Here is a 25,510-nt window from a genome sequence, read left to right as displayed (position 1 = left end):
CCTCACATGCGGAAGACGCCGAAGCGGGTTTGCGGGATCGGCGCGTTCAGCGTCGCCGACAGCGACAGGCCGAGCGTGCGGCGCGCCTGGGCCGGGTCGACGATGCCGTCGTCCCACAGGCGCGCGGTGGCGTAGTAGGGATTGCTCTGCAACTCGAACTGGTCGCGGATCGGCGCCTTGATGGCTTCTTCCTGCTCCGGTGTCCAGATGCCGCCCTTGCCTTCGACACCCTCGCGGCGCACGGTTGCCAGCACGCCGGCCGCCTGCTCGCCGCCCATCACGCTGATGCGCGAATTCGGCCAGGTGAACATGAAGCGCGGGCTGTAGGAGCGGCCGCACATGCCGTAGTTGCCGGCGCCGAAGGAGCCGCCGATCACCATGGTGATCTTCGGCACCTGTGCAGTTGCCACTGCCGTCACCAGCTTGGCGCCATGCTTGGCGATGCCTTCGTTTTCATACTTGCGGCCAACCATGAAGCCGGTGATATTTTGCAGGAACAGCAGCGGCACGCCGCGCTGCGCGCACAGCTCGATGAAGTGCGCGCCCTTCAGCGCGGACTCGCCAAACAGGATGCCATTGTTGGCGACAATCCCGACAGGCATGCCGTACAGGTGCGCAAAGCCGGTCACGAGCGTGGTGCCGTAGCGCGCCTTGAATTCATCGAAACGCGAACCGTCGACCACGCGGGCGATGACCTCGCGCACGTCGAAAGGCTTGCGGGTGTCCGTCGGAATGATGCCGTAGATTTCCTGGGGATCGTAGAGCGGCTCTTCCGAGGTTTCGAGCTTCACGGTCGGCGCCTTGGTGCGGTTCAGGCTGGCGACGATACGGCGCGCCAGGAACAGCGCATGGCTGTCGTTTTCGGCCAGATGATCGGCCACGCCGGAGATGCGTGTATGCACATCGCCGCCGCCCAGGTCTTCCGAGCTGACGATCTCGCCGGTTGCCGCCTTCACCAGCGGCGGGCCGCCCAGGAAAATGGTGCCCTGGTTCTTGACGATCACGGTCTCGTCACTCATGGCGGGCACGTAAGCCCCGCCGGCGGTACAGGACCCCATCACCACGGCAATTTGCGGGATGCCCTTGGCCGACATGTTGGCCTGGTTGTAAAAGATGCGGCCAAAATGGTCGCGGTCCGGGAAGATTTCATCCTGCTTGGGCAGGAAAGCGCCGCCGGAATCGACCAGGTAGATGCAGGGAAGATTGTTTTGCTCGGCGATTTCCTGGCCGCGCAAGTGCTTCTTGACCGTCATCGGGTAATAGGTGCCGCCCTTGACGGTGGCGTCGTTGGCGATGATCAGGCATTCCTGGCCCTGCACCCGGCCGATGCCGGCGATCACGCCGGCGGCAGGCGCATCGCCGTCATACATGCCATTGGCCGCAAGCTGGCCGATTTCCAGGAAGGGTGTGCCCGGATCGATCAGCTGATCGACACGGTCGCGCGGCAACAGCTTGCCACGCGCCAGATGCTTTTGCCGTGCAGCATCGCCGCCGCCCTTGGCAATCTGTGCGGACTTGGCACGCAGCTCGTCCACCAGCGTTTGCATTTGCTTGGCATTGGCCCGGAACTCTTCCGAGCGGGGGTTCAATTGGGATTTAATGACTTGCATGTGGTTTCCTTGGGCAACGACGAGCACTCGCCTAACATAAGTGATACTCAGAAACAAAAATGATTTTTTCAAATTCACTTTTCTTAGCGTGATAATATCAGCATAATTAAATTAAGCAAGCCTCAATTGAGCAATACTCACAAAATTTTTACCATGTCAAAATCCTCTTCTTTCCAGGAACGTCGCGCTGCCCTGACGCCCAAATCGCAAAAGCGCGTGGAAGCGGTACTGGCCACCGCCCGGGACGTGTTTTCCGAATTCGGCTACGAAAAATCCACCACCCTGGAAATTGCCCAGCGCCTGGGGATTTCCGAAGCAACGGTTTTCACGTATTTCGGCAGCAAACGTGAACTGTGCATGCAAGTCATCAGCGACTGGTATGACGAAATCAGCGCACAACTCGAAAACGAGGTGCCCTTGATTCAGGGGACGCGCGCCAGGCTCGGCTATATTGTCTACAAGCATCTGAACACCCTGATCCGCGATGGCAAGGGCTTGTGTGCACTGGTGTTGAGTGAAGGCCGCAGCCCGGACACGGGCTTTTCACAACGCATCGCCGACCTGCAACGCCGCTACACTGCGCCGCTCATGGGCGTATTGTCCTCCGCCCGCGCGTCCGGGGAGTTACGCAATGACATGCCGTTACGTCTGATGCGCGACATGGCTTATGGCTCGATGGAACATATTTTGTGGGATTGCATTACCAGCGGGCGTGTACCCAACCTGGAAACCGCCGCGCGCCAGGTCACCGAATTGCTATGGAGCGCCTTTGCTCCGCCCAATCCCGACGTGGACGCATTGCGCCAGCTGCAGGCAGGCGTTGCCGATGTCATGCAGCGCTTTGAAACCCTGGTCAAAGCCAGAACCGCATAAAGCCAGCCATTTCATTTGCGCCGGTACCAGCAAAGGTGGCGCGGCGCATCTGCGCATTTGCGAGACAGGGATAATATTTACTTATATTTCAATGGCTTACCTACTCACCCACAGAGTTATCCACAGACTTGATAACAGTTGCTGTGGGTAAGTATTGATTAATATCAAATTTGAAACCGCCATGACATTTCTGGCTCTAACGAGCAGGCTTGACGCCAAAACGAGCGCAGCCAGCTGGTTTTGTGCGTATTCGTTTCTAGTGAAAGATACCATCATGGCGGCCATCACCTATACCAAAGCAGCCTGGAAAGCCGAGGCGGATATCCAGAGATTACCAAACGGTAAATATCAGGGTGTGGTTTTACTCATGCCCATGGGAGAAACAGACAGCGATGCCGATCCCTGTACCGTCAATGCGATGTCGGATACGGCACAGGAAGCCCTGGAAGAAGCCAAGGCCCTGGCGCATCGGCTGCTGGGCGAAATGCATTGATACAACCGCAGGCGAAAAAAAACCACGCCAGGAAACTGGCGTGGTTCAGGCACATGATCAAATGTGCGCAACCAAGGTGATTACTTGATCATCCAGCGCTGGTTGTCGCCGCTTGCAACGTTGGTGGCACCGCAGCTCCACTGCACCAGCTTGGCGCCATCTGCAGTCGACATGGCAGAAACGTCCAGGCACTTGCTGGTGGCCACCGATTTCAGCCTGTTGTAGCCGCCGGCTTCAGGCACGAAGGTCCATTGCTGCTTGGTCGCGCTGGCCTGGCAATCATTCTGCTGGACTATTGCGCCATCGGCGGTATTGCCGTCCTTCACATCCAGGCACTTGCCGCTGGTTTTCGAGACGATCTGGTAACGCGCATTGCCGACATCCTTGAACAGCCATTGCTGGTTGGTGCCGCTGTTGCACGTCCATTGCTGCATCTGCACGCCGTTGGCGGTCGACCAGCCAGCCAGATCCAGGCACTTGCCCGAATGCTTGGCGGTGACGCTTTGCGCTGCCGTCAATACCGGCGTAGCGGGTGCCGGCGTGCTCGGAGCCGGAGTGGTTGCCACCGGCGCCGATGCCGGCAGGGTCCAGTACTGGCTGTCGCTGTTGGTACAGGCGTTCTGCTCGATGATGGCACCATCACGCGAGGAGAATCCACGCACATTCAGGCACTTGCCGCTCGAGGCGGAAACCAGTTGCGAGTGACCGCTGGCCGAGGTGCGGCGCGTCCACAGCTGCTGGGCGCTGTTGGCGCAGGCATTCTGCACGATGGCAGCGCCATTGGAAGTCGAACCGCGGGTATCCAGGCACTTGCCGCTGCTTTTGGCCACGACCTGGTACTGCGAACCGCCCATGTCACGCATGGCCCACTTCTGGTTATCCTGGCTATTGCAAGACCATTGCACGATCGCGCCGCCATTGGCGGTCGAATTGGCCGAGACGTCCACGCACTTGCCCGAATGCTTGGCAATGATCGCGCCATAAGCCGTGGTCGACACCGGGGTGTCGGAGGTGCCGGTATTGGTCGGCGCCGTGGTAGTAGTGACGCTGGCCGTGGTGGTCACGCTGCCGCCAGTGGTCGTGGTCGCCGACTTGGTGGTCGTGGTGGCGGCCTTGGTGGTCGTGGTCGTGGCTGCCGTGGTCGTCACCGCTGCCTTGGTGGTGGTGGTCGTCGATGCGGTCGTGCCACTGCCCCCGGTCACCGAAGGCGGCGGATTGGTGCGCAATTCTTCCATCGTCGCGCCGTAGTTCTTGTTCGGCACGATCAGGGTCGCGGTACGCCAGTCCTTGGTCGCCAGCTTGGTGCGGCCGGTACCGATGCCCGGCGCATAACCCAGGCTCCAGGTTGCCTGGCCATTGCCCGGCCAGTAGTCGGCGCCGGCATTCACGACGTATTTCGCGCTGTCGCGGTCATCCGGCTTGCTGGTGTTGTCCACCGCCAGTTTGAAATCCATGGAGACATACACGGCACGCACATCCGTCGGATCGATGGAAATCGGATTGCCGTAGCCGTGGTAGAAGTTCGGATAATCCGGCTTGATCGAAACGCCGCCGGTAGATTCGTTGCGCGGCGAACCGCCGCCTACGTAGTTGAATGGATAGCTCCACTCTTCCGAGTACGGGGCGGCCTTGGTATCAAGCTGCTTCCAGGTGCGGGTCGACTGCGACAGCACATAGAAGCGCAGGTTGGAAACCTGAACGCGGGTATTGGTTGCGGCATTGCCCTGCGCTTCCTGGGTCGTGAACCAGGTCAGCACATCATAGGTCCAGGTCGGACGGTTACCGGTCCACCAGCTGGGGATGGCATCGCCGCGCGGCGCATGCATGACGATCGCCGGCTGGTATTGCCATTCGTAGCGCGGATCGATGGCGATCACTTCGCTCTTGGAACTCATGTCGGAAATGACTTCATCGATGGTGACCGCGAAAGACGACATGGCGGTCAGGCCAAATGTAAAGCCGACCAGCATCTTTTTAACGCCGCGGCGCTTCGATTTTTTTTCTGTAATGACGACCGCTTGAGGGGCCTTGGTATGACGGGTAGTTGAGACGAGTTGATTCAAAATATTCTGCTCCTGGAATGATCCTCAGAATCCTTTACACAAGGTAAAAATCTGAAAAGGGTGCGTTATCAAAATGAATGTTTCTTTTGAGTTACGTCCGGGTCATGGACGCTTGTCATTCATCGTTTCCTGCTTACAAGCCCCTTACAGACCTTGCTGTTTGGAATTAAGTTCCTGCGAGATATATTTCTTGGAGGATATTTGCTGAAAAAAGCTGCAAAGTATTGCAGCCCTTGAAAGAAACGCTGGCAGAAGAGAAATAAAAGAGGAACCGGACGTATCAAGAAGGAAAGGGCTTGATTAACGCGTGGCAAAATGCATTTGCAATCAAGCAAAAATGCCCTGCACGGGCCCGAAATGACACGAGGCCAACTGTTCTTTTTTCAAGAAGAGCTGGCCCCGGAATTGACAGGATGCTTAGAAGCATCCCGTTGATAAATTACAATTGCTTCAGCAATGCGCGGGCTTCCTCTTCTTTGGCAGATCCCTTGGTATTGACCAGCAATTGTTCGATTTCCTTGCGTGCAAGGCCCTTGTCGCCTGACTTGAGCAGCGCTTGCGCATAGTGATAGCGGATATCCGCAGAGGCGGGTGCCAGGCCGCTGGCTTTTTGCAACATCGGCAAGCCGCGCGCGACATCCCCTTTTTCCGCAAGCATCCACCCCAGGGTATCGAGCACCGCAGGATTTTCAGGCGCCAGCTTGTAAGCCTGCTCGGCATACTGCAGGGCGCGCGGATCTTTTTCCTGCCCCAGCGCCCAGGCCAGATTATTCAAGGCCAGCGCATTTTGCGGCTCAAGCTTGACCACGGTCTGCAATTGTTCGATCGCGGCCTTGTTCTGCTTTGACAGCAGCTTGTAATTCGCCACGTAAAGACGCGCGCGCGTGTCCGAGGGGTTGTCCTTCAACCACTGTCCAATCCGTGCATCGGCATCGGCGCCCTTGCCAGCCTGTACCAGGGCACCGTGCATTTTTACGAAGAGCAAACCATTCGGCTCGATGGCCGCGCCACGTTCGTAGGCACCGATGGCTTGCGCCGGCTTCTTTTGCGCCATCAGGATGTCGCCTTCGAGGGCGTGGCCCATCGCTTGCCCGCCTTTTTGCTTTTGCATCTGGCGCGCGATCACCAGCGCATCCTCGAAACGTTCCTTCTGCACTTCCAGGCCGGCCAGTGCCAGCTGCGCCGGGAAAAAGGCGGGGTCGAGATTTTGCGATTTTTTCAGTGCTGACCTGGCAGCGACCTCATCCTTCATCGCCAGGTTCGTGCTGGCGATGCGGTATTGCACCTGGGCCGATTCCGGCTGCAATACGGCAAGCTTGTTGAAGCTTTCCAGCGCTGCGCGCTGGTCGCCATTGGCCAATTGCGTATCGGCCAGCACGCCGAGAAATTTCGGATCGTCCGGATGCGTGCTTTGCAGTTTGGCGGCGAGCGTCAATGCCTTTGGCTTGTCACCGGCGCGCAGGTAATGCCCGACCAGCAATGCCGCCGGCTGCACGGCATCAGGATGGTCAGCCACGGCGCGTTCCAGCCAGGTCTTGACCTCGTCATTCATGCCTTGCGCCTGGCTCAGGCTCGCCAGGGCAAGCATGGCCTGGAGGTTTTTCTTGTCCTGCTCCAGCAGCGTTAGATAGCGCTTCCTGGCCGCTTCCGGCTGCTTGTTTTGCATATCGAGCTGGGCCAGGTTTTGCACGGCTGCGAAATAGCCAGGCTGAAGCGTTACCGCCTTCTCGAAGCTGGCCCGCGCATTCGCGAGTTCCTTGCGGCCGACGTAGACCCCGCCCTTCAGGTTGTGGACAATGGGATTGTCCGGCTGTTCTTTTTCCAGCTTGAGCACCGCCGACAAGGCCTTGTCATATTCTTTCTGGCGCAAGTGCGTCATGACCAGCAGGATGCCGGCTTGCGGTGTCCTGGCATCGAGGTTGGCAGCCTTTTCCAGCTCGGCGATGGCGCGCTCGTTTTCGCCCTGCCCCAGCTTGCTCATGCCCAGCGCGGTATGCACCAGCGCGGTGTTGGGCGCCAGTGCATTGGCTTTTTCAAAGTATTCGTTTGCCTTGGTGAAGTCCCGCGCCTGCATGTGCGCTTCGCCCGCCAGCATGTACAGGTGGGCATCCTTCGACTCTTCCTTCAGAGCCGGCGCCAGGGTCGCAATCGCCCTTGGCGTCTGGCCGTTTTTCATCAGGGCCGATGCCAGCAGCTTGCGCGCATACAAGTTGCCCGGATGCTGTTCGAGATATTTCTTTAAATGCTGTTCAGCCTGCTCGTTTGATCCGAGGGCAAATTGCACGGCGCCCGCCAGCAAGACGCTGGGCATGTGTTCCGGCGCGGCACGCAAGACCTGCTGCAGCGAATCCAGCGCGGCAGCATGCTTTTTCTGGCTAAAGTCGAGCAATGCCTGGGTATAAAACACCAGCAATCCATTCGGATTGGTTTTTTTGGCAGCATCAATATCGGCCTGCGCTTCCTTGGGCTTGCCGCTGCCGATCTGGACATACGCGCGGGCGATATGCGCGGCGGCGTCGCCCGGCTTGATTGCCAGGACTTGGCCGTAAGCCGCCAGCGCCGGATCCACGCGGTTTTGCGCGCGTTCAAGATCCCCCTTGAAAAGCCAGGACTCGACATGCTGAGGATTTTTGCTGGTGGCTTGCTCGATCAGGCGGTTGGCGCCGGCCACGTCGCCCTGCGACAGCGCCAGCCTGGCAAGACCGATCAAGGCCTCGGGATAGTCCGCCTTGGCGAGCAAGGCTTGCTCCAGCGATTCGCGCGCCTGGTCTTTCTTGCCGAGCGAAAGATACGCATTGCCGCGCAGGCTGGCGATGACGGCATTCGCCTTGGTGTCGGCGCTCTGCGTTTCATCGAGCACCTTCTGGAATTGTCCCTGCAGCGACAGCGACTTGGCCAAGTCCGGCAAGGCCTGGGTGGCATCCATGCCCAGGCTGACCGCTTTGCGCAGTTCTTTTTCTGCGGAGGCGCCGTCACCGGTCTTGAGGTAGATCGTGCCGAGCATGTAGCGCACATCGCGATCTTCAGGATTTTTTTGCAGGGCATTTTTCAGCTGGATGACGGCCGCCTTGTGCTCGCCTTTCTGCTCATATTGCCTGGCTTCGGCCAGCAGCTTTTGCACATCTTCCTTGCCACATCCGGCCAGGCTGCCTCCCAGGGCAATGGCGGCTGCGATGGCAGTCAGAGACATGGTGCGCTTGATCATGAACGTGGACATATTCTTTCAACCTCGGCAATATTTTCATAAATGCAATACCCGTGGGCGAGATTACACCATTTTTCCGGGCTTTCCCATAGCAATGTATGCATCAGGAAACAAGAAGTTACAATGAAATTTCCGAGTGGAAATACTGCCGCAAGAATGTCAGCTTGAGCGGGCCAGCCGCTGCCACAAACGCTTCAGCCGGTGCCCGCCGATATGGCGCGCCGCCGCCAGCAAGCCGCGCGGAGTGCGCAATTGGAAGGCCATCATGCCCCAGCGTTCGCGGCGATGCGACATCCAGTCGCGCTTGTAGGCATCGTCACCAGTCAGGTAATCCACTTCCCTGACCCGGTCGACATCGATCACGTGCTGCATGAGGTGCGCCGTCAGGAGCGAGCCGATCGACAGGGAGGCAAAGCGCTCGTCATAGGCAAGCTTGTAGATCGATGCCACACCGTGGCTGACAATCCAGAGCTGGGCCGCTGCCGGCTCGCCATCGACATGCGCGAGACCGAGGCGCAACCAGCCCTGGCGGGCGCACAGGCGGATCAGGCCGGGAATGAAGTCGGGATGCGCCTCGGCCGGCTTCCAGCTGGAGCGATAGACACGCTCGAAAGCGGCGATCCCCTCTGCCACCTGCGCCTCGCCGGTCAGGATGGTCAGGCGCACATCATGGCTCGCTGCAATCTGGCGCGACTTGCGCGCCAGGGTATTTTTCAGGCGGGACGGCAAACTTTCGGCATATTCGCGGTAGCTGCGGCCATTTACTTGCAGGTACCAGTTGCCGAAGCAAAAATAGGTCTGCACCGCCATGCCGGCCTGGCGAAAGCCGGCGACGCACATGCCGAAGAAAGGCGCATCGATATCCATGGGATGCAGGTTGACGGCGTCGCATGCCGGCGTCTCGCCGGCGATGGCTTGCGCCAGCAGTAAAAAATCCTGCTGGCGCGGCGCCGCATCCGGCGCAAGCATGGGGCCAAACAGGGAGGAATAAAAATTAGCGCAAGCAGCCAGTTCGCGCGGCGCGGCCAATCCGGAAACGGATTTTCGGTGGATCAGGGGCAGTGCCAGGCGCAATGCGCCGTCGCCGCTCTCCACGCCGTAGATGCGCACGGCCGTCTGCGCCAGTGCGGTACGGTGCAGATTGGCGAACCAGTCCAGGCTGAAAAAAAATCCCCCCTCTGCAGCGGCTTCGGCAAACCGCGCCTGGTAAGTAGCCGGCAACGCTTCGAAACCAGGATGGACTGCGACGCGATCGTTCATGGCTACAGCCAGCGCGCCTTGCGAAAACGCATGTACAGGTAGCCGCACACGCTCACCATCAGCGCCAGCGCAACCGGATACCCGTATTTCCAGTCAAGCTCGGGCATGAACTTGAAATTCATGCCCCAGATGCCCGCAAAGGCGGTGGCCACAGCAAAAATGGCCGCCCAGGCCGCCAGGCGCTTGTTCACCACGCTTTCATCGATGGCCACCATCGACAGGTTGACCTGGATCGCAGTGTTGATGGTGTCGCGGATGACTTCGATGGAATTATTGATGCGATACAGATGGTCGTAGACGTCGCGGAAATAATTCTGCGAATCGTCGAACAAGGCCGGCACCCGGCCGCCGAACAGCTTGCCGACCGATTCCATCAGGGGCGACACGATATGCTTCAAGATCATGACCTTGCGCTTGAGCTGATAGAGATGCTCGATGTTGGACCGCTCGGCTGCCCGCTCGAACATGCTGTCCTCGATCCGCTCCAGTTCATCCTCGAGCGACTCGATCACGGGGAAGTAGCGGTCGACCACGGCGTCCATCAACGCATACACGACGAACGAGGGCCCATGGGCGAGCAGGTGCGGCTCGCGTTCACAGCGTTCGCGCACGCCGAGAAATCCCTGCTGGCTATGGCTGCGAACCGACAGGACGTAATTCTCGCCGATGAAAATATCGAGTTCGCCCACCTGCAGCACCCCCTCGACCAGTTCGACCATCTTGACCACGACAAACAGCGAGGAACCATATTCCTCGACCTTCGGGCTCTGATGGCCATGATGCGCATCTTCGACGGCCAGTTCGTGCAAGCCGAATTCTCGCCGCATCACCTCCAGTTCGGCCGGCTCGGCATCCTTCAACGCCACCCAGACGAAGCAATCGCCGCGGGCAATGTAATCACTGATTTTTTCAACCGGGATATCGGCCAGTTTCCGGCCGTCCTGGTAGGCAGCGCAATTGATCAGCATGAGACTCGCTCCATGAAAATATGCAGGGCAGGCAATGCCAGTCTGCCCTGCCTTACCTGACGCGCCTGAATTTTACCGCCGCCACACCAAAATTGAGCTCAATGTTGTCTTGATCAATCACCTTGACGATCAGCCCGGCCCCCTGCCCTTCCGGGTAAACCACGACCTCGTTGTCCCTGACTTCATAACGCACCGGCGTGACGGCATCGCCCACGCGCATGGTGTCCGCAGTGAATTCATACTGCAGCATGATGACACCCATCATGCTGGTTTCCCACTTTCCGATCAGCGGATTGCCGCCGACAACTGCGGAAAAATAGTTCTTGATGCGCGGCCACCAGCCCTGCGTTTCGGTATCCGCGACTTTCCACTGTCCGCCCGCGCTCTGGCTGTGGCTCGAGGATGCCGCAAAATTGCGCTCGGATGCGGCAGGCGGCGCCAGGAAAAACCAGGCGCCGGCAGCAATCAAGACTGCAATGACACTGCCGGCGATGGCCAGGCGGCGCTTACCACCGGCCGGCCCCCGTGGCGTTGCGGACTGCATGACAGCCGCTGCCTTCGGCCGCAATGCCGCTCCGCACGCCTGGCAAAAGGCGCTGTCGTCGTCATTGCCGTGGCCGCAGCTGGTACAAAATCGCATGATTACTCCTCGGCGCATACGCGCTTATTGCAGCTTGTGGCCGCACTCGCCGCAGAAGCGGTCATCCGCAGCAACAGGCGCATGGCAGCTCGGGCAAGCCAAGTCTGCCGGTGCCGCCGCCGCTACGCCCGATGCGGCAGGCGCAGCACTGGCGGCATGCGAATTCGTTTGCTTCTCCGCCATCTGCCGGGCACGCTCGCGGGCCTGGTCGGCCTTGGCCTTGACCGCAGCCACACCGCTTTCCAGTTCCGCCTCGGCCTGGGCGAAATCCAGTCCGCGTGTCGTGTTCAGATACACGAGGCAAACTCCCTTGGTGGCGATCAATGCCGGTATCACGGCGGCGACGGCAAACAGGAAACCTGCGCCAATGGCGCCGGCTGCGACGTAGGAACCGCCACCACCGTGCATCATGCCACCGAAGGCCATCATGCCCACGTTCTGGAAATCCAGGATCGCTGCGGACAGCGAAGTGACCATGCCAAAGCCAATCATGATCATCGCGAAAATGATACTCGCGATAAAACCGACGATAAAGAAAAGAATAATTTGCTGGCTGACCACTTCCAGCAGGCGGCGGCGGGCCAGCACGTTCAGCCGTGCCAGCACCTGGAACACTGTGCTGCCCGACCAGACTGCAGGGCCCGCCAGCGGCAGCATCACATAGAAAAGGGCGAAGACCAGCATGCCCAGCAATACCGCACCCACCGGGAAGGCGAAGGCGAACAGGAGCGGCCCCAGGCCCGGTATCTTGCACAGCAACAGTACGAGCAGGACGACGACGACCGCGGCCAGCACGATCATGCCTTCCAGGATCGCGACGGCGATCAGGCGGTGCGTGGTAAACAGGGACTGCAGCACCGCATCGGCAATGCTGCATTGCTCCTGCCCCTGGGCTTCGCGCATCATCATGATGCCCACGGCATTGGCGCCATACAGGCCGACAAATGCCGCCAGCAAGCCACCTAGCCCGGCAAGCGCCGGGCTGCCGGCAGCCTTGGCGAGCAGCGTGAAGATCGCCATCACGCCAATTGCCGCGAGAAAGGTCAGGCCCATCAGGGCGATCGCATGAATATTGCGGTAGGCGCTGATCGCCCCCAACAGGGAATCGAGTGCCGACAGGAGCGGCGCGCTGCGCGACGAGGCGGAATGCTGGTTCATGCTTGTAACCTTTCCAGGGCAGTAATTTTATCGAAGTCGACTGGGCAAAAGGATGCGGTCAGAAGCGCTGTTCCTCGCCATTGCCATAGCGTTTGCGGAATTCGACACAGTAAGCCGTGTCGTACAGGCTGGGACGAGCGCATTCCCTGGTTTCGCACAGGCTGCGGGAGATGGCCGATGTGTATTTGCCGCAGGTTTGCTGGACCGAGCCGGATGCGGCCTGCTGCGCCTGTTGCGGCTGCTGCGCGCGACGCGCTGCCTCGTCGGCGCGCGCGCGTTGCTCGGCGCGTGCACGATCTTCTGCCTCACGCTGGCGCACTTTTTCTGCCTCGAGGCGCTGCGCATCCTGCTCGGCCTTGCGGCGGGCTTTTTCTTCGCGCAGGCGGCGCGCCTTGTCCTCGGCCGCGGGCTGGGCGCTCTTGTCTGCCTCGAGCGGCTTGTCGATGACCTGGGGGCTGGCATCGGCAGTTGCGGCGACCGGCGCTTGTACCGCTTCCGGTTTCGGCGGAGCCGGCTCCGCTGCAGCTGCGGTTACCGTCGCAGGCGGTGGCGCCTGCACCGGCTGCGCCACCGCCTGGCTGGCGCTCACTTCGACACCCGCTTCCGGCAGCACATTTTCGTTCTTGCCAGAGAACCACCAACCGGCACCGGCCAGCACGGCCACCAGCACCGCACCGCCAAGCACCATGACGCCGCTCTTGCCTGACCTTGGTGCATCGGAAATGGTTTCCAGCGTCTTTTCCGGCGCAGGAGTAACGCGCGCAGTCGATGCCATTACCGTTTGCACCACCGGAGCCGGCGAAAACATCGATTCGGTTGCCGGCTGCGGCACAGGCTCGGGGGCCGGCACGTCTGTCGCTGCGATAGTAGCACTCATGCCCGTGCCGCACTTGCCGCAAAACTTGGCGCCCGGCTTGTTGGGCGCACCACAAGACAGGCAGGGATTTTCTGCTGCAGTCAGCTTTTCGCCACACGCAATACAAAATTTGGCGTTGTCGGCGTTTTCTGCGCCGCAATGATGTCGAGCCAAGGAACCTCCCTGTATAAACGGACAATATTGCTAAAATGAAAAAGTGTCCAGATTATGCGGGGAATCAGTCCTTGTTGACAAGAAAGAAATGAATCAGGCGGCAGCCGGTTCTGACGGGCGCGGCAATGGGCGCACTTTCACCTTCCCCAGGCGCAAGGCGCGCAACAGGATCTTGTAAGTATCCACGTCAAAAGCCGGCCGTGCCGGCGAGTGCTCGAGCAGCGCCCAGATATCCTCTTCCGCGTTGGCACTGCCAAGATAGCACCAGTTATGCACCACATGGGCTTGCCGGGATGTACTGCCAGGCGTGCCCTCGACAAGCGCGATCGGCCCCTGATAAGGCCAGGTCGTCAGCTTGAGGCTTGCGAGCGCTGCCATCAGCCGAGCCTGGTGCAGCGCCTGCGGCTCCTTGCCGCAGCAGGCGCCGCTGCAACGCCGCAGCTGGTGGGCAAAACAGGGCTTGCCGGCCTGCACCCTGTTTTCCAGCCCCAGCATGACCAGGCACAACTGGTGAGATTCGGCGATTTCACGCAAGCTTGCCTCGGCCTTCTTGCGCGAGCTGAACAAGCCATACAGGTTTTCTGTCGATGCAAAATCGACATCGCGGGCATAGGCCAGTGCCGGCGCCTCCTGCGCATTGTCCGGCGACGGCAGCTGCCAGGCACACAGTTCGCGCTGGCGCCGGAGTACCCGGTTATGGATTGGCTGGCGGTCCTTGATCAGTTGCGCCTCAAGCAACAGCGCCCCCAGTTCGCCGCCGGTTTCGCGCCATTCCAGCCGATGGATCTGCTGCGACATGCGCATGTCCTGGAACAGCTTGTGGTCGCCGTTGAAATGCGACAGCACGCGCTGGCGCAGGCGCACGCTTTTGCCCACATAGAGCAGCGCATCGTTTTCGCCGTAAAACAGGTAGACGCCGGGCGTGTCCGGCATTTCATCGAGCACTTCAGGCGCCAGGTGGGTCGGCGTGCTGGGGCGTTGCAGCAGTTGCGCCAGCGCCGACGAAAAATCTTCGGGCGCCACCTCGCGCTCGAGCTTGCGCCATAATTGCCACAAGAGGTCGGCATCGGCCAGGGCGCGGTGACGCCCCATCGCCTGCAATTCGTGGCGCTGCACCAGGGCGTCGAGATTATGCTTGGCGTGCTCGGGAAAGAGCTTGCGCGACAGCTTGACGGTACACAGCACGTCGGCACGCAGGCTGTGGCCGGCCGCCTTGAAGGCATTGCGCAAAAAACCATAATCGAAGCGCGCGTTATGGGCGATGAACAAACCGCCCTGCAGGCGCGCCAGCACTTCCTCGGCAAGCTCGCCGAACGCCGGCGCAGTGGCGACCATGGCATCGGAAATGCCGGTCAGGTTCTGGATAAATGGCGGAATCGGGACTTCCGGGTTGACCAGCGTCGACCAGTGCGTGACCTGCTCCCCCTGCACTTCGACGATGCCGATTTCGGTGATGCGGTCGACGATGGGATTGGCGCCGGTCGTTTCAAGATCGACAAATATGAGTTTCTCGTGCTTCGCCATGGATTGCCTGACAATGTCCTGCGGTAGTATAACCACAGACAGACCTGTCGCGCAGGCACAAGGTTCCGCAGACGCATTGGCACGGAGTGCCGCGGCGTTGCGCAACCGGACTTGTCAATCCGGCCGCGTCATGCGCTCCGGCAGCACCCAGCGCTGAAACTCGTCTTCCGTCACATAGCCCAGCGCCAGCGCCGTTTCCTTCAGGGTGGTGCCGTCGTGGTGCGCCTGCTTGGCGATCTGCGCGGCGCGATCATAGCCGATGTGCGGCGCCAGCGCCGTCACCAGCATCAATGAGCGTTCCATCAATTCGGCAATGCGCGCCTCGTTCGCCTGGATGCCGCGCACGCAATGTTCCTCGAAACTCTTCATGCCATCGGCAAGCAGGCGCACGCTTTGCAAAAAATTATGCGCGATCATCGGCTTGAATACATTCAGCTCGAAGTTGCCGGAGGCGCCGCCGATGTTGATTGCGACATCGTTGCCGAACACCTGGCAGCACAGCATGGTCAGCGCCTCGGCCTGGGTCGGGTTGACCTTGCCGGGCATGATGGAACTGCCCGGTTCGTTTTCCGGGATGCTGATTTCGCCCAGGCCGGAACGCGGCCCGGAAGCCAGCCAGCGCACATCGTTGGCGATCTTCATGAGCGCGCCCGCCAGCGTTTTCAGGGCGCCATGCGCGAACAGCAGGGCTTCGTGCCCGGCCAGCGCAGCGAACTTGTTGGCCGCGCTCGAAAAGGGCTGCTGCAGGCGCGCCGATAATTCAGCGGCAACGCGGTCGCCGAAGTCGGCGGTGGTATTCAGGCCGGTGCCCACCGCCGTGCCGCCTGCCGCCAGTTCTTGCAGCAACGGCAATGCGGCGACAATCGCGGCATCAGCGTGCCTGAGCTGGGCGACATAACCGGAAAACTCCTGCTCCAGGGTAAGCGGCGTGGCATCCTGCAAATGGGTGCGGCCGATCTTGACGATGCCGGCGAAAGCGCCTGCCTTTTGCGCCAGGCTCGCGGACAGTGCGCGCAGCGACGGCAGCAGCGCCTGCGTGAGCGCCACGCTAGCCGCAACGTGCATGGCAGTCGGGAAAATATCGTTGGAAGACTGCCCGAGATTGACATCGTCGTTCGGGTGCACCAGGCGCTTCTGGCCGCGCTCCCCGCCCAGGATTTCGGAAGCGCGGTTGGCCAGCACCTCGTTGACATTCATGTTGGTCTGCGTGCCGGAACCGGTTTGCCATATTGAAAGCGGGAAGTTATCCGCATGCTGGCCGGCGATGACCTCGTCGGCTGCCTGCCGTATGGCGTCGGCCTTGGCCGTGTCCAGGCGCTGCAGCTCGGCGTTGACCTTGGCGCAGGCACGCTTGACTTCGACCAGGCCATGGATCAGTTCCGGCGGCATGCGTTCGCTGGAAATGTGGAAGTGCTCAAGCGAGCGCTGGGTCTGGGCGCCCCATAGCTGGTCGGCCGGGACGGCGATGGGGCCGAAGGTGTCGCTCTCGGTTCTGATATTTTTCATGGCTTGTCCGATGCATGTTGAAGACCGCGCGAAGAGGAACACACGATGACGACAAATCAATAGAGTAACAATTAAAAATATCACAAACTGAAAACCAGTGATGCATGATGCCGGATTCGGCATCATGGCCCCCTGGACTGGATCAGTAAAGTTGCTGTATGGGCGTGACAGAAAGAATTGACGTGGAAGCGGGTGGCGACACCGCGCTTTCCAGTGTCACTTCGATCCTTAACAAGCTTTTTACGGGCAAGTCACCAACTTTCCCAGGAGTAAATCTTATTTTCGCGAACGCATCGATAACGAAACGTTCCGCCTGTTCCGACAACTGGGAATTTTCCACTTCCACCCTGTCAACCTCGCCCTGCTCATTGATCAGCAGGCGAACAATGGCCGGCTGTGGCGAGATATCAGGCACCAACAAGCTGAGGCCCGCGGGATTATCCTGTGAAACACGCGGCTTTTCCGTCAAGTCCTTCGGCTCAAAATAGCGGGCAGGCATGGGCAGCACGGCCGGCAACAGAGGGGAAACGTCCCCCGGCATGTCGAACGGTGGCGACTGGCGCTGGTTTGCAGCATCCTGATCGTGAATGTCTTGGGGAACGGTGTGCTGATCCTGGCCAGGCTCGGGTGGGTGGAGGCTCCTGCGCGTCAGGGTATCGGCCGCGATCGGTGTCTCACGCACCGCATCCATTACGCTCGCAGTTTCCCCAGCCGCCTTAATATACGCCACCATTGTTCGAGGATTTGCGCGCTGCGAAGCAGTGGCCCCGCCACTCTCAATGCAATTGTTTAAGACAAATGCCACGGCCATATGCAACACGACCGCACCCAGCAATGGCAAGAGATGAAGGCGCTGGTTTCGCACTATAAAAACTGCACTTGCAATTATCCATTCACGCCGCCCGACGGGAGGCGCAAGCCCCCCATCGGGCGTAACTGGTTAATGCGTCGGCAACTCCCGCCATGACACTCTGCGAACACCGGCGACACCCGCTTCATTCGTCGTCACGCCAGGAACGAATGTACTGCCTTGGTCAGTCGAACTTGGATCATCGTCCACTGGCTTCGACCCGCCGGAAGACCGGACCAGCGCAACGACTTTACCCGATGGCAACCTGATCATGACAGGACGCGTCACCAGACCATTTCCGAGGCTGACGCCGCTGATGCCTGCATTTCCCGAGACCGGACCGCCGGTCAGATAATTCAGGGAATACAGATAACTGGCAGATGCGCCGTCGGGCTTGCCGCAAGCGTTGGCACTGGCGCCATCCGGCGTGATGGTTGTGAACAGGAGCGTGCCGAGGCCCAGATCCGGGTCGGTGCTGGAGCGTTCGCCGGCTGTCAGGAAATCCACATACCAGCCCTTGTCACTTGCCCAATTCACCGGGTTGTTCGTACTGGTGCGCACGACCTGCCCCGTTTTGCAAACCGACTCCGGCGAGCCTGCCGGGCATGTATCGGCGGTTAATACCTGTTTCACGAAACCGCTGCCAAGACTGCGTGGCGTCGCCAGTGTCGTGGCATCCAGGTTATCCCGCACTGCGTAGAACGTGTGCTTGTTGGTGTCGCCCACGTCGCTCTTGCCGAGATAGCGCCCTGTGCCGGCATACACGACTGGCTTGCCATTCACGGTGACTTCCAATGGCTTGACAGTAATGGGTTGCGGATTGCCTGACGCATCCTGGAAACTGATCAGCAAATGCGCATCGTAACCGGCAACGCCATAGTCATTATTGACATCGAAACGCCACAGGTTACCCAAGACGTCGCCGCCATAGGCTGCCTGGATAGTATTGTTGGTCATCGGCTCGCGGGCATGGGCGCTGATGCGGGCCAGGCCGCTTGGCGATGCGGCGCTGCCGGCACTGGTGGCGATGCTTCTGATAAGTGTGCCGGTATTGGCATTCAGCACATACAAGCGACCCTTGCCATCTGCATTGTTGTAACCCGAAGTGAGCAATACTACCCAGGTGCCATCTTTCAGTTTGGTAATTTTGGGATTGCCATAGCTATAACCAAGATTGGTATCGGTAAATTCCCACAACAATTGGGGTGATGCAGGATTGGTAACATCGAGCGCATAGTAGCCCTTGCCGCCGCGATTCAGGCCGCCTACCAGAATTGTCTTCCATTGCGCCGCAGTACACGAACTGCCTGGCGCATTCGGGCAGATATCACCGGTTTCCGGTGTGCCATCGACAAAATACTGATGCATGTCCGGATCCGAGTACTTTTTATCCGCCAGCTTGTACAGGTTCGGCAACACCATGCTTGGAATATAAGCCCACGACTCCTGGCCGGTTTCTGCATCGAACGCATGCAGCATGCCGTCATTTCCGCCCACATAGACTCGGCCAGCCCGGGTCTTCCTCAAGGCTTTAAAGTCGCCATAAGCGGCATCAGCATAGTTGAACAAAGGTGCCTGCACGTACCTGGCCTCGGACGAAACAATATCGCCAAGTACATGGGTGCGTTTGCGGAAAAAAGTCCCTTCATTGCTGCGATCTCCGCGCAGGAAATTTACCAGTGCCTCACCAGCGGCGCCACTGGTCGCAAGGGTAAAGTTATCTTGCTGCGTTGCACTTAGACACAAGGAACCCGCTGGTGTACAGAACTGGCTGAGGCCTTGCGTTGCAGAAACATAAGCGATATGTGCCTTCTTGAAGTAACCATCCAGAGTGGCATCCACCAGGGAACTCCAGGTAAAAGGAATCAGTCCGCTGCTGCCCTTCGTGTAAATGGAACGGCTTGCCAAAGGCACCGCCGGCACTTTGGAAGCGGCAGTTTCATCCACGTTGATCACCGTAGAATTGGTCGTATCGACGCTGGCTTCGTCAAACGTCAATCCGGGAATGTAGTCTTTTTTAACCAGATAACACCTCCCGCCCTGATTATAGACTTCACCGGTTTTATAACCGCCAGGCTTTCCTGCGCTCCATGGCGTCGTCGCGCAATCCAGCAATTGCATGGCCGACCAGTTCTGCTTGGACAACACCGCAGTTTCAGGATCAATCCTTTGACGAATCAATTCACCAAACCATTCCAGTGAACGATAGGACGAGCTGAAGACATAGTTATCGCTGGCACTGACGTTCGGGTTACTGCTGGCCGCCGCCGCCGCCGTACCTGGCCGTGGCGTGTTGATGATTGTCTGCAGGGCTGACATCAAGCCGTTGGCAAGAGAATCGGGGTCAACAGCGCTGAAATACGTGCCATGGCCATTGACCGCTGCATGCCAGAGATCATCGACGTTTTCAATTTTGCCTTGAGAGGAGGCATCCATGCCTGGCGTTGGCCAGTTGCATTTCCCACTAGCTTGCCAGGAGCAAACCCCACTGGCAGCATCGGGCGCATTCCCTTTTGCGACGTCAAAATAATCGCCGCTGGTATCCGTCTTGTAAGTCGGCGAATACACCATGCGGCCACGCACCCCCAAGCCCAGCGTAAATGTCGTCATGTGCTGAGTGACGGCAGTATCATCGCCGTTTGCCGGCACATTATTTGCGCACAAATCGTTGGGAACACCGGCAGTCAGGATCGGGCCATCACACGTTCCGGTCGCATCAGCACCAGTTGCAGTCGAATTGCGCAAGTCGGTTTTGTAATAGTATGCCGCCACGTCAGCCAAGGTATCGGAATTGCCGCTGGTAGCGATGGCTTGACATTGTCTTGCAGTTCCTACCGTGTAACTCGGTCCAGACGATTGCGCAACCTCGGTACAACTTGCGACGTTAGACCAGCTGGCGGACCAGGCAGTATATTGACAATTTTCTGTGCTTGATGCTGTGCAAGAGGCCGCATTGGTCCATGTCCCCAAGGTCACAAGCGGATTACACTCGGCCGCGACGCCCACAGTGTAGGGCGAGGCTGTCGATTGCGGCGCCGCCGTACATGACGTCACATTGGAATAGCCAGTCCAGGCAGTATATTGGCAATTTTGCGAAGCTGAAGTTGCGCAGGATGCTGCATCAACCCATGGTCCGAGGACAGTCACAGTATTGCATTGCGCCGCGGTCCCCACCGTATAAGGCGATGTGGTCGATCTTGGTTGCGGCGTACAGGAGGCGGCATTGGCAAAGCCAGTCCAGCCGGTATATTGGCAATTTTGCGTGCTTGAAGTTGTACACGATGCTGCATTGACCCATGGTCCGAGCGTAGTCACAGTGTTGCATTGCACGGCTGTCCCCACGGTATAGGGCGAGCTGGTCGACCGGGGAACGGCGGTGCAGGATGCCGTGTCGGCATAGCCAGTCCATGCAGTGTATTGACATTGCGTGCTGGCGTTGGTAGTACAGCTGGCAGTGTTGGTCCAGCTACCCCAGATCGGCACGCTGCCCGAGCACGCAGTCCGGGTAGAACCCGAATTGTCGACACTACAGGCAGTGTCGTAGAACCAGGCTGTATAGCTGGCACCCGAATCAGAAGAGGTGCTCTTCGGAACTTGGCACTCTCTTCGCGGATAGCCAGAACTAACGGGAGTACATGACGGCACATCCGTCCAGCTCGACCAGGCCGCAGATGAGTTGGCTTTTGTTCGCGCCTGAATGGAAGGCGCGCTTACATTCGTTCTGGTTTTTGTTTGCAAATTACTGGTGCTGGTTTGCGGCTGCAGGGTGATTGTTTGCGATTGCAGATTACTGGTGCTGATTTGCGGCTGCAGGGTGACTGTTTGCGATTGCAACTTGCTTGTACGAATGCGCGGCTGCGTCGTGATTGTTTGCGATTGCAGCGTGCTGGTTTTGGTTTGAAGCTGAGAATTGCCGCCATCGTTATATGGCCGCGCCAAAGCACCATCCTGATTCCCTACTGCGGTGCTGCCGTCCAGCTTCGCCCCGGCACCGGTATTCCAGAAACCATCGGTGGAAAGAATGGCGTAATTTTGCTGGCAAGAGTATTGCAATGGGTCTTCAACTGTGACCCCATTTTTTGATGCCAATTTCCCTGCATAGATTCGCCCGGCATCGGCCAGTGCATCCCGTAATGGCGTGCTGCCACTTGGGTTAGTGGCGTAAAGGGAATCATACCAGGCCGCTTTTTGTGTGCTGTTGAAGTCCTTGATATTAAGGAAATCCTTGGTGCCGGTCGCATTATTGATGGTCATGAAGCCGACGCGGAACTTGTCACCCACGCTCTTGAACGCCAGACCGGATGCGCTCTTCATCATCAGCATGCGGTTACGGTAATAGCTATACCAGTTTGCAAAGTTCTGCTGCTCGCTCGCCGCCACCGTCACTTTGGTGAAGACGGCATTGCCTGGCGCTGTATCTTTCGCACTGCTGCACTCTTTGGAAAACGTACTGGTCGAGACGTAATAATTTTTCAGTTTTTCAGTAGTTTGCGTACCCGTGTATCTAAAATAATAGGCAGCCACTCCTGTGCCGTCCGTCTCGGCCTTGAAGCTGGTACTCAGGTTAACCGGGTCGTTGCTGCCGCCGGAGGTGGCCGCTTTGAAGCCGTCCGGAAGCGCCCCGGTGAAGCTCGCATTGGGATAGGCACTGCCGTCAGCTTTCACGGGCAGTTTGTAAGTGATGCCGGAATTATAATAGACGCCGTTGCACTGGCTGCTGCGGTAGCCGTAATAGCCATAAGTAAAAGGAACTGCGCTGCCGGCGTCGGCAGAATTATCCGGCATGTGTTCCCAATCCATACTCCCGGAGTTATCCAGGATAAACATGATGTTGGGTTTCACATCCGTCGAGGATGCTGCCGAATAGGTATTCAGCGGTTCGGTCGAAAGATCGGTCTCCGCCGCCTGCGCCCCCGCAGAACAAATTAGAGCAATCAACACATAATTGATTGATTTGAGATAGTGTTTGTTATTCATCGCAGCCTCCCGAATGTGTAACGCATCTAGCGACACAAGCAGTGTTAGATTTCCCGATCGTTCAATTATTTTTTTACGCTGCAACTACCGCCTGAACATAGCTCACTGTCCCCCGCGGTCCGGCAGTGCGAACAGTGATCCTGAAATAAACAGCGGAAGTCGTATTCAGCTGGACTTGCCCGCCCTCTTCCGCATTCGCAGCCGTCGCTTTTACCGCCGCCGAGTCAGAACAACTGGCACCCGCCTTAATGCCGGTTGTGGCGCACATGCGGTGAATGATGTAGGAGACAGTGTTACCGGCTTCATCCTGCGCCAGGGAGACTGCCTTGGCGGCTAATGTCGCGGTCCAGAAGGCATCCCAGGATTGCCCGGAAGCCGGATTTTCGATCATTGCAACATAACCATTGGTGGAATCCGAAGCATTCAGTTGGGCAGGATCGGCGCCGCCCTTGACCCCGTCCAGCCAGGTAACCGCTGCTTCCACCCCGACATCGCCGGAGCGCACAGCTGATTGCTGAAAAGCCATGTTACCGGCGATCAGATTGCCAGTATCGACCGAGCGCATCAGCGCAATGCCACTCAATGTCAGCGCCACCAGGACAATCAAGGCAATGACCAACACAATGCCGTCCTGCCTGATGAGCGGCTTCCTGTAATAAGCCATTGGGGATTTTTTGCTTAACATCCTTGTGGTACTCCCAGCCAAGTGACATTGCGAATTGGCATCAAGCCCTCGAATGTCTTATAGCGATAATGTTTCCAGTCCGTATTACCTGAAAGATTAATGGCTGCTGCTGTGCTGCCGGCCGGATTGTCGGCCGCGCTCGCTGCCCAGGTAGGGGCGCTGGCCGTCACTTCTTCCTTGTCGTACTGGCCGCTGCGTGTCACCAGCGCCAGGCGCACGGCGGGAATCCGCGCCCACCCGCATCCGGCGGCGATGCCGCTCGTATCGCTGGCGCTGCCAGGTGTTATCTGGTGGTAGACGTCCGGGATGTTATCCATTGTCCCGGTTGTATCACGCCCATATTGCGCACGGAGGCTGACAACATTGGGGGCAATTGGCGTCCAAATGGACGCATCGTCTTTCTTGGCGTCCAGGCTGCAGTCATTTACGAGATAATCACATACCGTCAGATTGCCCTTGTGTATACGATACGCAAGTACCGTGGGCGACTGCCCGAGGTTATAGAGCATGTCGCCAGCAAAGCCCGTTGCCACTTTTACCTTGTCCGAGACTTGCGTAATGTCTTGAGTAACTTGATCGATAAACAGGCTGGCGGCACCACAGCCACCTGCAGCAGCAATGACCCGGTCGTTCTGTTTGAATTCCAGCGGCAAGGTGACGGTATATTCGCTTGTGCCGAACTTGATCTCGACGCCCTGCGGTTGGCCATTGCCATTACCGTACATCACCAACAAGGTATCAGTATTGGCATCGCCTGCCGGAACAATGGTGGCAGGGGGGTTGATGGTGACTGGCGCTAAAGGAATCGGCGTAGCGATATCCGAACCGGACGCCACTTTCCAGGTCGTATTGCAATTAAACACAGTTGCAGAATTAAAACCAAATCCTGCCTGCCCAATGTCGCGCTGCAACTGGTAAAACATCATGACACCGTTACTCTGAGCGTCGCTTGCGCCTGTAGAAGTTCGCTTGCGCTCTTCCGAAAGCGCAAATACCTGCAGCATCACGATGCAAGCCAACATGCCTATCACCAGGGCAACCATGATTTCAACTAAACTGAAACCGCCGGTGTGAGGTATCGCTCGTTTGGTTTTATGTGGCACTTGCATCTTCCTCACCGTATTTGTGCGACAGCAACGTACTTATGGCTACCGGTCGCTGCGTAGCTTTTCTCGTCATTGGGCGCTGCCCAGAATACTGTGACAGTCACCACACCGTCCGCAGTGATCGTTACTGTTGGCTTGGTCGTCGTAGTGTTTACACCTGGCAAGGTAGCAGATACGCTGGCTGCCCAGGTGGCATAAGCAGGCTTGTCTGTGCCAAATTGGTCTTGTAGTGTTGCAGGTGTTTGCCTGCTTGCCCACATCGAGCCAAACAACTGGCTGACCAGTACGCCAGCTTCGGAGCGATATTTAGCATCAGTAACCTGCTTGACCGCCATCGTCTGCATGCCGATCAGCGCAAGTATTCCGAATGAAAAAATAAGTATCGCAATCAGGCATTCCAGCAGCATCATGCCGGCTTGCTTGTTTGGGGAGGCAACAGGTTTACGGGGCGTGGTCATAATCGCCTCAACAAGCTTGGGGATCTGGGGGCGTAGTTACAGGCCGGGCAGGATCGCACATGCGCACCTGCCCGGCCGATGTCACGACGACACGCAGGCAGCGCATCTCGCCGCCTGCCGTGACGCAGTCGCCGCCGGTTGTATTACTGATGTTAAAAACGGCGTTATTCCCGGCCGGGATAGTTGTTACCCGTCCCAAGCCGTTGAACGTGAGGGTCGTTGTAAAGGCTGGCGACGTTGCCGCCGCATTTGTGGATGCGACAACCTCTGACACCGCCAGCACGGCATTTTTTGCCCCTTCGGATTGCGGGCGGGCTTGAATGACATCAGCCGCAGGGCACGTAGTCGAAGCAGAGGTGCACACGGTCCACGCTGTTCCCGTGCCCAATACAAAATGGATACTGGTATTGCGCTTGACCGCCTCGATCTTTGCCAGGCTCAGGCCATTTTGAATTGCCTCAGCAGCATTGCGAATCTGGCTATTCTGTAAAAAAGTGCGGAATCCAGGCACGCCCAAACCGAGCAACAAGCCCATGATCGCCAACCCGACCATCAACTCGATCAGGCTGACACCACGCTGCATGTGCATGCGCCTCAGCATTGCCCGCCCTTGTTGTTAACCCAGCAGTTATTCGGCGAATGCGCCGTCCAGCCGGACGTACCGGTAATTTCAGTCGTTTTTGCATTATTCTGGTCGACGGTAAACTTAAAGCCTGTCATTGGCCCCGCTCCCACAGCTTGCAATATGAAGGCGTTCGCCGTTGCCGCGCCATCGCAGCTAAATGTGTAATATTTACTCGTATTGGCATCGGAGGCGCAATCAGGGGCACCAACGTAAGTCCTGTTGTCCTGAAAAAACTGCTCCATCCGCACCCGCTTGGCAGCCAGACCGGCAGTTGCATCGGGAATCCGGCCGCGCACCAGATAATTTCTATAAGAAGGCAACGCGATGGAAGCCAAAATACCAATGATCGCCACCGTAATCATCAATTCGACCAATGTGAAACCACCATACGCCCTGGAATTTTTCATGGCAAAAATCCTTTATTTCGTTTTTACAATGTAGTGGATGATAAATTCAATGTCATTACCTCGGGACATTGA

19 protein-coding genes are annotated in these 25,510 nt (G+C 58.3%); 2 read left to right on the top strand and 17 right to left on the bottom strand.

The features are described 5' to 3' along the window. Positions 1 to 2 precede the first annotated feature (2 nt). On the bottom strand, positions 3 to 1,610 hold the full coding sequence (locus EKL02_RS06185; protein WP_128901232.1) for a carboxyl transferase domain-containing protein: 1,608 nt from the start codon (positions 1,608 to 1,610) through the stop codon (positions 3 to 5). Positions 1,611 to 1,763: 153 nt separating this feature from the next. Between EKL02_RS06185 and EKL02_RS06180 the strand changes: the two genes are divergently transcribed. Next, positions 1,764 to 2,483 carry a TetR/AcrR family transcriptional regulator gene (locus EKL02_RS06180; RefSeq protein WP_128901231.1) on the top strand — a complete coding sequence of 240 codons (720 nt, stop codon included), beginning with the start codon at positions 1,764 to 1,766 and terminating at the stop codon, positions 2,481 to 2,483. Positions 2,484 to 2,637: 154 nt separating this feature from the next. Further along, positions 2,638 to 2,976 (top strand): hypothetical protein, encoded by a 339-nt coding sequence (locus EKL02_RS18500; RefSeq protein WP_241687804.1) that lies wholly within the window; start codon positions 2,638 to 2,640, stop codon positions 2,974 to 2,976. 80 nt (positions 2,977 to 3,056) lie between these two features. Here the strand turns inward: EKL02_RS18500 and EKL02_RS06170 are convergent, their stop codons facing one another. The 16 genes from EKL02_RS06170 to EKL02_RS06095 all read right to left on the bottom strand — a co-directional run bounded on the left by EKL02_RS06170 (position 3,057) and on the right by EKL02_RS06095 (position 25,438). Further along, positions 3,057 to 5,039 (bottom strand): RICIN domain-containing protein, encoded by a 1,983-nt coding sequence (locus tag EKL02_RS06170; protein WP_128901230.1) that lies wholly within the window; start codon positions 5,037 to 5,039, stop codon positions 3,057 to 3,059. 439 nt (positions 5,040 to 5,478) lie between these two features. Next, positions 5,479 to 8,256: an XrtA/PEP-CTERM system TPR-repeat protein PrsT gene (prsT, locus tag EKL02_RS06165; protein ID WP_128901229.1), complete on the bottom strand. Its 2,778-nt coding sequence runs from the start codon at positions 8,254 to 8,256 to the stop codon at positions 5,479 to 5,481. Positions 8,257 to 8,403: 147 nt separating this feature from the next. Next, a complete protein-coding gene (locus tag EKL02_RS06160) occupies positions 8,404 to 9,504 on the bottom strand; it encodes a GNAT family N-acetyltransferase (RefSeq protein WP_128901228.1) in 1,101 nt (366 codons plus the stop codon). A 2-nt stretch (positions 9,505 to 9,506) separates the two neighbouring features. Further along, positions 9,507 to 10,472 carry a magnesium/cobalt transporter CorA gene (gene corA / locus EKL02_RS06155; protein ID WP_128901227.1) on the bottom strand — a complete coding sequence of 322 codons (966 nt, stop codon included), beginning with the start codon at positions 10,470 to 10,472 and terminating at the stop codon, positions 9,507 to 9,509. Between the two features lie 52 nt (positions 10,473 to 10,524). Beyond that, positions 10,525 to 11,112 (bottom strand): zinc ribbon domain-containing protein, encoded by a 588-nt coding sequence (locus EKL02_RS06150; protein ID WP_164931967.1) that lies wholly within the window; start codon positions 11,110 to 11,112, stop codon positions 10,525 to 10,527. Positions 11,113 to 11,136: 24 nt separating this feature from the next. Next, positions 11,137 to 12,270: a zinc ribbon domain-containing protein gene (locus EKL02_RS06145; protein ID WP_128901225.1), complete on the bottom strand. Its 1,134-nt coding sequence runs from the start codon at positions 12,268 to 12,270 to the stop codon at positions 11,137 to 11,139. Positions 12,271 to 12,328: 58 nt separating this feature from the next. After that, on the bottom strand, positions 12,329 to 13,300 hold the full coding sequence (locus EKL02_RS06140; protein WP_164931966.1) for a zinc ribbon domain-containing protein: 972 nt from the start codon (positions 13,298 to 13,300) through the stop codon (positions 12,329 to 12,331). Positions 13,301 to 13,393: 93 nt separating this feature from the next. After that, positions 13,394 to 14,824: a 3'-5' exonuclease family protein gene (locus EKL02_RS06135; protein ID WP_128901223.1), complete on the bottom strand. Its 1,431-nt coding sequence runs from the start codon at positions 14,822 to 14,824 to the stop codon at positions 13,394 to 13,396. Positions 14,825 to 14,938: 114 nt separating this feature from the next. Further along, positions 14,939 to 16,330, bottom strand: coding sequence for a class II fumarate hydratase (fumC, locus tag EKL02_RS06130; protein WP_128901222.1), 1,392 nt, complete (start codon positions 16,328 to 16,330; stop codon positions 14,939 to 14,941). Positions 16,331 to 16,472: 142 nt separating this feature from the next. Further along, complete coding sequence (locus EKL02_RS06125; RefSeq protein ID WP_128901221.1) at positions 16,473 to 17,021, bottom strand: hypothetical protein; 549 nt, start codon at positions 17,019 to 17,021, stop codon at positions 16,473 to 16,475. 249 nt (positions 17,022 to 17,270) lie between these two features. After that, positions 17,271 to 22,157 carry a PilC/PilY family type IV pilus protein gene (locus EKL02_RS06120; protein ID WP_128901220.1) on the bottom strand — a complete coding sequence of 1,629 codons (4,887 nt, stop codon included), beginning with the start codon at positions 22,155 to 22,157 and terminating at the stop codon, positions 17,271 to 17,273. 73 nt (positions 22,158 to 22,230) lie between these two features. Next, positions 22,231 to 22,821 carry a hypothetical protein gene (locus tag EKL02_RS06115; protein WP_128901219.1) on the bottom strand — a complete coding sequence of 197 codons (591 nt, stop codon included), beginning with the start codon at positions 22,819 to 22,821 and terminating at the stop codon, positions 22,231 to 22,233. A 14-nt stretch (positions 22,822 to 22,835) separates the two neighbouring features. Then, positions 22,836 to 23,945, bottom strand: a complete 1,110-nt coding sequence (locus tag EKL02_RS06110) for a PilW family protein (protein ID WP_164931965.1) — start codon at positions 23,943 to 23,945, stop codon at positions 22,836 to 22,838. 11 nt (positions 23,946 to 23,956) lie between these two features. Continuing rightward, complete coding sequence (gene pilV, locus EKL02_RS06105) at positions 23,957 to 24,406, bottom strand: type IV pilus modification protein PilV (protein WP_128901218.1); 450 nt, start codon at positions 24,404 to 24,406, stop codon at positions 23,957 to 23,959. Positions 24,407 to 24,413: 7 nt separating this feature from the next. Then, positions 24,414 to 24,989 carry a GspH/FimT family pseudopilin gene (locus EKL02_RS06100; RefSeq protein WP_164931964.1) on the bottom strand — a complete coding sequence of 192 codons (576 nt, stop codon included), beginning with the start codon at positions 24,987 to 24,989 and terminating at the stop codon, positions 24,414 to 24,416. Between the two features lie 11 nt (positions 24,990 to 25,000). Then, complete coding sequence (locus EKL02_RS06095; protein WP_128901217.1) at positions 25,001 to 25,438, bottom strand: type IV pilin protein; 438 nt, start codon at positions 25,436 to 25,438, stop codon at positions 25,001 to 25,003. Positions 25,439 to 25,510 lie beyond the last annotated feature (72 nt).

The sequence above is a fragment of the Janthinobacterium sp. 17J80-10 genome, from assembly GCF_004114795.1.
In the GTDB taxonomy this organism is placed as follows: Bacteria; Pseudomonadota; Gammaproteobacteria; order Burkholderiales; family Burkholderiaceae_D; genus Paucimonas.
Note: the sequence above shows the minus strand (reverse complement) of the source record. Positions and strands in the feature narration are given on the sequence as shown.

What these genes read in the sequence shown, in the direction of transcription:
- EKL02_RS06185 (WP_128901232.1), bottom strand. Translation starts at nt 1,610, where the DNA reads ATGCAAGTCATTAAATCCCAATTGAACCCCCGCTCGGAAGAGTTCCGG.
- EKL02_RS06180 (WP_128901231.1), top strand. Translation starts at nt 1,764, where the DNA reads ATGTCAAAATCCTCTTCTTTCCAGGAACGTCGCGCTGCCCTGACGCCC.
- prsT (WP_128901229.1), bottom strand. Translation starts at nt 8,256, where the DNA reads ATGTCCACGTTCATGATCAAGCGCACCATGTCTCTGACTGCCATCGCA.
- EKL02_RS06160 (WP_128901228.1), bottom strand. Translation starts at nt 9,504, where the DNA reads ATGAACGATCGCGTCGCAGTCCATCCTGGTTTCGAAGCGTTGCCGGCT.
- corA (WP_128901227.1), bottom strand. Translation starts at nt 10,472, where the DNA reads ATGCTGATCAATTGCGCTGCCTACCAGGACGGCCGGAAACTGGCCGAT.
- EKL02_RS06150 (WP_164931967.1), bottom strand. Translation starts at nt 11,112, where the DNA reads ATGCGATTTTGTACCAGCTGCGGCCACGGCAATGACGACGACAGCGCC.
- EKL02_RS06145 (WP_128901225.1), bottom strand. Translation starts at nt 12,270, where the DNA reads ATGAACCAGCATTCCGCCTCGTCGCGCAGCGCGCCGCTCCTGTCGGCA.
- EKL02_RS06135 (WP_128901223.1), bottom strand. Translation starts at nt 14,824, where the DNA reads ATGGCGAAGCACGAGAAACTCATATTTGTCGATCTTGAAACGACCGGC.
- fumC (WP_128901222.1), bottom strand. Translation starts at nt 16,330, where the DNA reads ATGAAAAATATCAGAACCGAGAGCGACACCTTCGGCCCCATCGCCGTC.
- EKL02_RS06125 (WP_128901221.1), bottom strand. Translation starts at nt 17,021, where the DNA reads ATGGATGCGGTGCGTGAGACACCGATCGCGGCCGATACCCTGACGCGC.
- EKL02_RS06120 (WP_128901220.1), bottom strand. Translation starts at nt 22,157, where the DNA reads ATGAATAACAAACACTATCTCAAATCAATCAATTATGTGTTGATTGCT.
- EKL02_RS06115 (WP_128901219.1), bottom strand. Translation starts at nt 22,821, where the DNA reads ATGGCTTATTACAGGAAGCCGCTCATCAGGCAGGACGGCATTGTGTTG.
- pilV (WP_128901218.1), bottom strand. Translation starts at nt 24,406, where the DNA reads ATGACCACGCCCCGTAAACCTGTTGCCTCCCCAAACAAGCAAGCCGGC.
- EKL02_RS06100 (WP_164931964.1), bottom strand. Translation starts at nt 24,989, where the DNA reads ATGCAGCGTGGTGTCAGCCTGATCGAGTTGATGGTCGGGTTGGCGATC.
- EKL02_RS06095 (WP_128901217.1), bottom strand. Translation starts at nt 25,438, where the DNA reads ATGAAAAATTCCAGGGCGTATGGTGGTTTCACATTGGTCGAATTGATG.